General features: G+C 65.5%; 6 protein-coding genes. 2 read left to right on the top strand and 4 right to left on the bottom strand.

All coding sequences use genetic code 11. The features are described 5' to 3' along the window. Window positions 1–1,033 precede the first annotated feature (1,033 nt). The gene (locus tag ACWD0A_RS34300) at window positions 1,034–1,435 is read right to left on the bottom strand and encodes a transposase (protein ID WP_451304573.1); all 402 of its coding nucleotides are present in this window, start codon (window positions 1,433–1,435) and stop codon (window positions 1,034–1,036) included. Window positions 1,436–1,465: 30 nt separating this feature from the next. On the opposite strand from ACWD0A_RS34300, the gene ACWD0A_RS34295 reads away from it, so the two are divergent. Both ACWD0A_RS34295 and ACWD0A_RS34290 read left to right on the top strand, forming a co-directional pair. Beyond that, window positions 1,466–1,675: a hypothetical protein gene (locus tag ACWD0A_RS34295; RefSeq protein ID WP_451304571.1), complete on the top strand. Its 210-nt coding sequence runs from the start codon at window positions 1,466–1,468 to the stop codon at window positions 1,673–1,675. 262 nt (window positions 1,676–1,937) lie between these two features. Then, the gene (locus ACWD0A_RS34290) at window positions 1,938–2,627 is read left to right on the top strand and encodes a hypothetical protein (protein WP_451304569.1); all 690 of its coding nucleotides are present in this window, start codon (window positions 1,938–1,940) and stop codon (window positions 2,625–2,627) included. A 72-nt stretch (window positions 2,628–2,699) separates the two neighbouring features. On the opposite strand, the gene ACWD0A_RS34285 is transcribed toward ACWD0A_RS34290, so the two are convergent. The 3 genes from ACWD0A_RS34285 to ACWD0A_RS34275 form a co-directional block, all read right to left on the bottom strand. Beyond that, a complete protein-coding gene (locus ACWD0A_RS34285; RefSeq protein ID WP_451304567.1) occupies window positions 2,700–6,854 on the bottom strand; it encodes a GDSL-type esterase/lipase family protein in 4,155 nt (1,384 codons plus the stop codon). A 25-nt stretch (window positions 6,855–6,879) separates the two neighbouring features. Beyond that, window positions 6,880–7,410 (bottom strand): AMIN-like domain-containing (lipo)protein, encoded by a 531-nt coding sequence (locus ACWD0A_RS34280; protein ID WP_451304565.1) that lies wholly within the window; start codon window positions 7,408–7,410, stop codon window positions 6,880–6,882. 292 nt (window positions 7,411–7,702) lie between these two features. Beyond that, window positions 7,703–8,567 (bottom strand): hypothetical protein (locus ACWD0A_RS34275; protein WP_451304563.1); only part of this gene is annotated, 865 nt, incomplete at its 5' end.

The raw sequence follows: 8,567 nt of genomic DNA, 5'->3' as shown, positions 1-8,567 counted from the left end.
ACCGACGAGACCGCCCTGCCCACCGAACTCACCGCATAGCCTCAAAACGAGATCACCGAGTGGCCGTCACTACACCACTCCAGCGGACGTGACCGCATGCTGTCAGCCGGCGTCCGGGAGCAGGGTGCGGTGACTGCTGGTGCCAGGAGTTTTCGATCCAGACACGGTCCTCGCTTCGTGCCGCCCCTGCCTTCGTCATCCCTCTGCGTCTGCGAGGGCTGCCAGCAGAGACGCCGGATGCCAGGTGTCTCCGCTGAGGAGGTCGCGGCGGCGCCTGGGTGCAGGGCAGCCTCCCTTGCCACGGTGCCGTCGGGAGGCTGCCCTGACCTCTAAGTTCAGCCCTCGGAGGGCTGAGCCGGTTCTGGGAGAAGGACCTGGCGCTCGCTCTCGCTCAGCGGCGGGTCGGCAGTGGCGGCAGCTTGGATCCGCAGACGGCGGAGAAGACGACGTGGGGAGCGCACGAGCTGAGCTACACGCTTCTCCAGGGTCATGACGTGGGTGATGCCTTGGCCACCCGGAAGGAGCCCGTAGATGCCTGAGTCACCCGGCGTACGTAGTTGCTGAGCTTGCGGTCGATTGCGTTGGGGCGGCGGCCGCGGAAGCGGGGGAAATGGATACGCTGGCAGGCGCCGATCAGCGTGGCAGTACGAGGGCTCGTCGAGAAAGTACTCGCGCCCACCGCGCCAAGCTCTCGCCAGCTCGAGCCCCCCTCCCCGAACTTCACGGCGTGGAACAACTCAGCGACGCGGAGATCACGGCCATGCGCGCTGAGGCACACGGCCGGTTCTTGGCTGGGGACACCTCGCTAATCCGTGTCGCTGTCAACGGCCTGGGTCACGCCCTCGCCCAGAGACTGTACGGCCCTGACTTGGTCCAGCGTGCACTGCTACTGGCACTGCCAGCTCGCTGACAACCTTCGGCATTTGCGGTCCAGAAACTGCGGCCTCTCAGTGGTCAGATCACTTAGCTTATCTGCGTCCTGTGGAGCGAGGCCCGAGTGTCGGTGACCGGTGGTACCTGGAGGGCGTGGAAGTTACGGATTCGGGATCGATAGCCGACCTGCGCGAAGCCTTGCCGGTAGAAGTCCGACGCTCACCTTTGGGCCGGGAAGAGCTTCGGGCGGGGCACGGGCGTCGATGATGCCCGCCGTGGGCTCAGCCTCACGGCGCTCGCGCTCAGGGCCCCGTCCACGCAGCCGGTCTTGGAACTCGGCAATCGGCCCGTGTTCGCGCCAGCGGCGGAAGAAGGCGTAAACCCGGCCCCAGGCCGGGAATTCCGCAGGCATCGCCCGCCAGGAGATCCCGCCCGCGACCATATAGCGGATCGCGTCCATCATCTGGCGGTGGCAATAACCTTCCGGCTGCCCGCCCCGCCCCTGGAGTCCGGCCGGCACCGGCAGCAGAGGCCGGACGGCCGTCCACTCCGCGTCCGACATGTCCGATGAATACCGGCGCACCCTATCGGGATGATCAGCAGCGTTGCCGTACTCGTGCGCAAGACAATCCTGGAGCCGGCGGTCGGCGACATAGTCAACGTTCAGTTTTTGCCAAATGGGCTAGGAGAGATGGGGCGCTATTTAGAGCGTAGGTTTGAGGCGGAGATTGACGGTGTGAGCATCGGCGATCCCTCACAGGGCTTTCGCGTGGTTGGAACGAGGCTCCTGCCTGCTTGCTGATAACCGGAGCAGGACTGCGAAGGGCAGAGCGCGATGGCTGGCCCTGGCCAGGGCTGGGGCGCCACTCTCCCCCGCGCCCGCTGTCGGCAGTCCCCGCCCTGCCGGCCTGTGGGGGCGTCGACCGGTCCCCGGTCGACGCAACTGGTCCTGAACTCGCCGAGGATTCCGAGGGCAGGATGGCGCACTGGCCGCCAGACGGATCCCCGGTCCTGTTGTGGCCCCGCCCCTATGGTCGCCCTTGCGCCTGTAGGAGACTCAGGCCATGACTTCACCCTTACGCCGGCGATCCGGCCAGGCTGCGTCCCTGCTGTTCGTATTCCTTCTGGCTGGAGTCGGTGCCTGCTCCGGCAGCCCTAGTAAGGGCAAGCTCAAGGGGATCGCCACATCGGACGAGGTCCGACAGAAGCGGGAGCGCACCGAGCGCGAACTGCGGGCTCGGGCCGACGAGATCAGCATGTCCTCCCCGTGGGGTCCAGCCTTGCGGACCACCGTGATGGACACGTGCGCCCGGGGCGGGGGCAAGAACTACCTCGACCCCAATCCTCCGAAGCAGCCTGCCATGTACTGCCTGATGCGGTTGCACCTGTACTTCGTCGTGGACCGCCCCGCGCCCGACGTACTCAGGGACCTCCGGTCCATGAAGACGCCCGTCGCCTGGAACGAGGGTTCGATCCGCAGCGCGCTGCGGTACTACGAGGCCCGGGTGTATGAACAGCCGCACGCCTACCCGCCGTCGATCGGAAGCCTCACCGGTGGGGAGAGCCTGTCGTGGGACGCACCGGGCGGCAACGCACAGGCGAAGCTGTCGGAGCCGTGCCCCGGACGCAAAGCGATTTTTGGTACGTGCGCATCCGATCCTGCCGACGTCACGCTCTCCCTGCTGCGGGAACGTCCGGGCACGCTGTTCGAGTGGACACTAACTACGGAGTACCACACCGTGCCGGGCACATAGCGAAGCAGCAGCATGGGAGAGCCGACCAGGTCAATGCTCCCCGGCCGGCTTCCCTTTAGGTGCTGGGCACCGTTACACCCAGCCGTCGATGGTCCATTCCATCGCGTCCGCGTATAGCCGGGCACCAGCGATCTTCGGATGGAAGGACTGCGCCGAAAGGCCGTAGTCCTTCAGGATCGGCCAGTCCTTGACCGTGTTGTCGCTGTCGGTGAGGGTCTTCACCATGCCGTGAATGCTTTCCGGGTTCCCGCACACGCCCTTACCTTCGAAATTCACCGTGGGGTCGGAGAACCGTGCGTCGATTCCCTTGCTCCGGGCGAGCGCCGCGGCGTCCTTCATCTCGGCGGTGAGGTGAGCGGCCACGGTGTTCAGCCAGTCGTTGGACTCCTTCGGCAGGCCGAGCGGACCGAGGCTCAGGCAGCTGGCGTCTCCGGAGACGAGCTTGGGGTAGCCCATGAGCATGATCTTTGCGTTGGGCGCCTTGGCGTGGACCCGCTGGATGGCGGCTCCGATGTCCACCTTCACCACCTCGGTGATCAGCCGGGGCAGCGCCTGACTCATCGGAAGCCCCTGGTAGGGGCGGTCCCTGTTGGTCTCCACCGTTCCGTCACCGTCGACGTCCCGGTCGATCCTAGGTTCCGGATTGTCGAACGGCTTGCTGTCGCAGCTGCCCGATCCGTATGAGATCAGGCACTTCTGGATGACGTGCGAGAACCGTGAGTCGTTGCCGCCGATGGAGATCGTGACCAGGGAGGTGTTCTGGTCCAGATACCCCTTGTCGATCTGGGGCAGTTCGCCGTTCTCCGGGTATTTCAGGATGTTGTAGGTACGGGCGCCCGAGCAGGCGATCAGGTGGTAGTCCATGCCGGCATCCCAGCTGTCCGCCAGCTCCCCGATCGATGCGAACGCTCCGGGGGTCTTGGCCTGGCGCGACCATGCCTTCTTCGACCGGTGGCAGGCATTACGAGTCTCCTCGTTCTGCTTGTTCCGGTAGTTCGTCTCCGGGTAGTAGTCGGCGTTGCCTTCCGAGGCGCCCTCGCCGGAGGAGAACGAGTCACCCATGGCGACGATCTGGTGCTTCGGCTTGCCCGGCAGCTTCTGGAACGCGACGGAGTCCCAGGCAACGTCCTCGCCGTTGCCGCCGTCGGTAGTGTGGGTCGACAGGGAGACCGTTGGCGTGCCGGTGAAGCGGAAGACTCCCAAGCTCACCCAGCGGTTCTCACGTGTGCGCTGCGGCACGACGCGAACGGGCGAGGTGGAGTCCGTACCACCTACGACGTAGGCCGCTTGGCGGGTGTGCGCACCGTGGTCGGGCATGTGCACCAGTACTCGGGCCCAGCCGATGCTCGACTGGTTCAGTGTCCACTTACCGGTGATGAACAGCCTGCTGCCGTCGACGGTGTTCTTGTTCCTGGTGTGGGAGAACCAGAAGTGGTTGTTGTCGCCGGCTCCGATCTGGTGCAGGTCCATCTTTCCCGGATATGTGTTGTTCCATCCGGTGAAGTTGAACTCGAATTTTCCTGCCGATGTGGAGGCGCCACAGGATCTGCTCGCGCTCCCTGCCGGCGTTGCGCCGTAGGGGATGTCCTCGACTATCTGGGTCCCGACCGGCAGGCCGCCCAGACCGCACTGGGGAGGGTAGGAGTTCGCGTCCGACTGCTCGGGATAGGTGTCGTTGAACCGATGGACCGCGTTTCCGCACATCGCGAGAGTGACGCAGTTTTTCCACTCCACTGAGGTGTTCCACCAGCAGTGGAGCCAGTGCGGGTTGGTCTTCGAATCTCCCTGGTCCAGGGTGCATGCGCCCTGACCGGTGTCGTTCGAGTCACCCTCACCGATGCGGCCGGGGTAGCAGTTGTTGTTCTCCATGGTGCAGAACAGGTCGATCGGTGGCTTGACACTCGTACGGTACGAACTGTCGTTCCACCACGCGGCACGGTAGCCGGGCTGGATGTCACTGGGGCCGAACATCGCGGCAATGGGCCGCGCGGCCCAACCGATCACCTTCTCCTGGTACGGCCAGTGCTGCGGGTTTGCTGCGTGCGAGTAGTCGTCCGCCCCGCTCGCGTTCTCGAGGAAGGGAGTACGGTTGTATTTCCAGATCGGGTTGGCGGGGTTGTTGGTGAAACCGACGCCCCAGTGCTCGTCGCCGCCTGCGGGGTCGCCACCCTTCTCGTAGAATCCCGAATTGTAGGCCCATAGGGCGAAGAACCAGTTCTCGATGTATTTCGGGTGTCCGTCGTTGACGGTCAGCCCCGCCCTTGACGTCTGGTTCCATTTTTCGATGAGGATGTTCGCGCCGGCGGCGATGTTCGCCGTGTAGTCCAGCGCGATGGCCTCCTGTTGCGTCTTGCTGCGCTTGACACCCTGGTCGGCCAGCCGCATGCCGTCGGTGACCTGGGTGATTCCGTAACCGCAGTCGGCCTTGGTCCAGTTGATTAGCCATGGGTCCGTCTGCGTCCCGTCCGGGGTGTAGTCGACTCCGTAGTAGTTGCCGATCAGCGAGTTCGCGGTGACGCCCGGAACGGCGAAGCGGGTGGCCTGCCACATGTTGGATTCCTGCGCGGTGATGCCGAGCAGGACCTGAGACGGGATGTGCCAGTTGTCGACACGGTCCGGTATGCCGTTGGTGTCTCCGTACATCAGTGCCAGTGGGAAGAGTGACTGCGGCTGGTAGGCCGACATGCCCGTGTTCTTCCAGTTGGCTGGCCGGGAGATGTGCTTGTTCAGCGTCCCGGCGACCGTCTGGTTCACGGCCCACTCCACCTGCCGGGGAGTCGGCTGGAAGGCCTGCTTGCGTATGTCGTTACGCGGTACGGCGCAAGTCCGTTCCGCCTCGACCGGGTCTGTCGGCGATCCCGCGAGCGCCGTGAGAGTCGACGCCGACGAGGACGTCGCCGTCTTCGATGCCTTTCCGGCACCGGGCAGCGCGGGCGACATCGCTGCCCCTGCGGACCGCTTACTTCCGTTGCCCAGCAGTTTGCCGCCCGGCAATGCTTCCAGTACCTCGGTCTTCCCGGTGCCGATCAGGCGCAACTCGGTCCGGACCGGGCGGGCCTCACCCTCATTAGCGGCTCGGAGAGGGGAGTTCTTCCCTGCTGCCCAGGAGGTTCCCACTGCGGCTTCGCCGTGGGTGGAGATCCGGTCGTCCTTCGCCAGGTCGCCTCGGTTCCTGACGCTCCTCGGCAGCGCCCCCAGGGTCTTCGCCTTGCCGGTGACGTGCACGGTGCCGTCGGCCGAGGATGCGAGGTCCCACTCCGTCAGGCCGCCGCGAACCAGCTTGGCCGGCGTGGCGTCGCCGTTTCTGATCTGCCCGGCACTAACCCGTCTGGCCTGGCTGTCGCCCTGGTCCGTCTTCTTCACCGCCGAACCAGGGATCCGCTCGATGAACGTGACTCCCCCGTCCTTATCGGCCCGAAGCTGGAAGGGAACACTGCTTGTACGTGCGATCGTCTTCCGCTTGCCGTCCTTGCTGACCTTGACCAGCCGCAGGCCCTCGGCCGCCACGATGCCCTGCTCGGTCGGCACAGCGGACGTCACCTGGCCGTCGAGCAGCAGAGGCTTGCCGACCTTGCCGCTGGCGAGATCGACAGTTATGAGGCGGGTGCCGCTCTGCTTGTCGCCGTCGTGGGACAGCTGGGTGAAGACCGCATCTTCACCTTCACCGCAGCCTGGCGAAAAGTACGCGAGCGACGCCTGGTACGGAAGCTTGGTGACGCTCCCCGTCTCCAGGTTCACAATGGCGGTGAACCCCCCTCGCACCATCAGCTCGGGCTTGTTGGTGAACGTGCGAGGCGCGTAGGCCACGGCGGCACGTTTTCCCGACTCGGTGACGCAAGCGTTACCGATCCAGCTGTCGGCGTCGAAACCTGGCTCGGACAGTGTGGCAGCGGTTCTCCACTCGTAGCCCTTGGCCGCGTCGGCGACCAGAACATGGAACCCCTCCGCACCACCGGACGTTGTCCACGCCATATCCTTGGAGGCGGTATATCCCTTCCCCTGTAGGGACTCGCGACGCTGTGCCGGAATAGCTCCTGCAGGCGCCTCCCCGGCCTTCAGCGTCTTATCTGCCGACTTCGCCGACCATCCCTGCGCAGCGCCGTCTGGGGGTCCCGAATTGCCGGCCGCAGCCTGGGCGGGCAATGTCGCTAAGAGTGCGACCGCCGTTGCGGCCACCAAGGGCATTTGCCCGCGGCCCCCCGCCCGTCCCCAACGTCTCTTGTACACAGGACTCTCCTTGAGTGAGGGCGGTCTACCGGTAGATGTCGACGACCAGGCGGTTCGGCTGGGTCAGCTGGGAGACGTGGTACCGAGTCGACGGGCCGAGAGAGAGGCCGAAGTCGACCGTGGCGGCGTGCAAACTCGTCAGCTGGACACCCTTGAGCGTGGGCAGATTCAGCGCCTGCGTGAACGGGCTCTTGAACGTCAGGTTCCCCGCGTCGTCGTACACGTGGGCGGGTTCCATGGTGATGAACAAGTACGAGGTGCCGGGGATGTCCAGGTACTCCTTCACACCGCTCGGCGGGTAGTACTCACCCGTCGTGTTCGTCGACGTTCTGACCTGAGTACCCGAGGTGAGGTCGAACACGAGGCGGTCGTAGCCCGTGTGCGTCGCCGAGCGGGTTCCCAGTATGCAGCTGTCGGGGCATGTCGCGGTCGCAGTGGCGGTCCTTGTCTCGGCCGAGGTCGCGGCGGTGGCCACGGGTGACGCGAGCGCCGACACAAGAGCTGCGGCGGCGAGTGGCGCGGCGATTCGGGCACATGTACGTCGTGAAGCGCGCATGATCTCTGAATTCCTTTCGGCGCAGGTGGGCATGGCAGGGCATGACGGCGGGGCGGCGTAATCAGGGCTCCCTCGTAGGGACGGGGTGTGCGGTACCGGGCGAGGAAGTCGACCGATGTCGGGCCGCGTTGGCGCTGGCGTTGGCGTTAGGGCGCGCGGCGTTGAGAAATACAGCAGTCGCCGCCACCGGCCGCTTAGGAGCACGGTGACGGCGGATGCCTATCGGACGGTCACGCAGCGGTAGGCGGGCACCAGCCGTCCTGCGTCAGGTACCGGGGGGCCTGACGCCGCTCTACTGGCGGGCGGTGACCGCGTTGGCCTTGGAGACTGCCGATTTGGCCTCGGCACGCATGGTGTCAAAGGCCGCCTGATTGGCCTTGATCGCTTTCTGCTGCCGTCCCGCCTCAGCGTTGAACCACACCCGGGCGACGTCGTATTGCTTCTTGCAGGCGATGTCGGCCGTGGCGGTGGCGATCTCCTCCTTGCTGATGTCGTAGGGGTCGGTGAAGCGTGGGTCGTCGACGGGCTCGAGGGGATGCTTGTACGTGTAGCCCTTCTCCTTCATGCAGGACGACCACTTCTCGAATACCGCGATCACGGCGGGATCCTTGGTTGCGGCCTGGAAGGAGTCACTGCCCACTTGCTGTGCCAGGCTGCTTGCATCCGCGCGGGGGGCCGGCCCGTCAGCTTCGGCCGCACAAGACCGGAGGGCACTGTCGCTGGCGCCCGACTCGTCCACCGCTCCTTCCTGCATGGCCGCGTCGTACGCCTTCTGCTGCTCCAACGCGGGCTTGTAGCCGCGGGTCGCTGCCAGAGCGGCGTCGTGGATGCCGTAGCGCCAGTCGGTGAGGGTCTTGCCGCCAAGTGGCGGCAGGTCGGGGGCCGGCTTCCAGTCCGGGTAGCCGGCCTCCTTCATGCAGTCGTCGATCACCATGTCCCGCGCCTGGTTGATCAGGCGGGTCTGCGCAGCGGTGGGCCCGTATGCCTCGATCGGCAGCCGCCATGTCGCCGGATCGGCCGGATCATCGATCAGTGCGTCAGTTTCGGCAGCGGCCTGGCTGGCTAAGACGTCGTTTCTTATGGCGTGATCGTTCGTTGAACCGTGCATGACGAATCTCGTTGAGCGGCTGGTACCGGATGAGTTGTGGGTGCTGTTC

The organism is Streptomyces sp. NPDC002867, assembly GCF_053591895.1.
The sequence above is the reverse complement of the archived record's forward strand: the minus strand, read 5'-3'. Positions and strand labels throughout refer to the sequence as shown.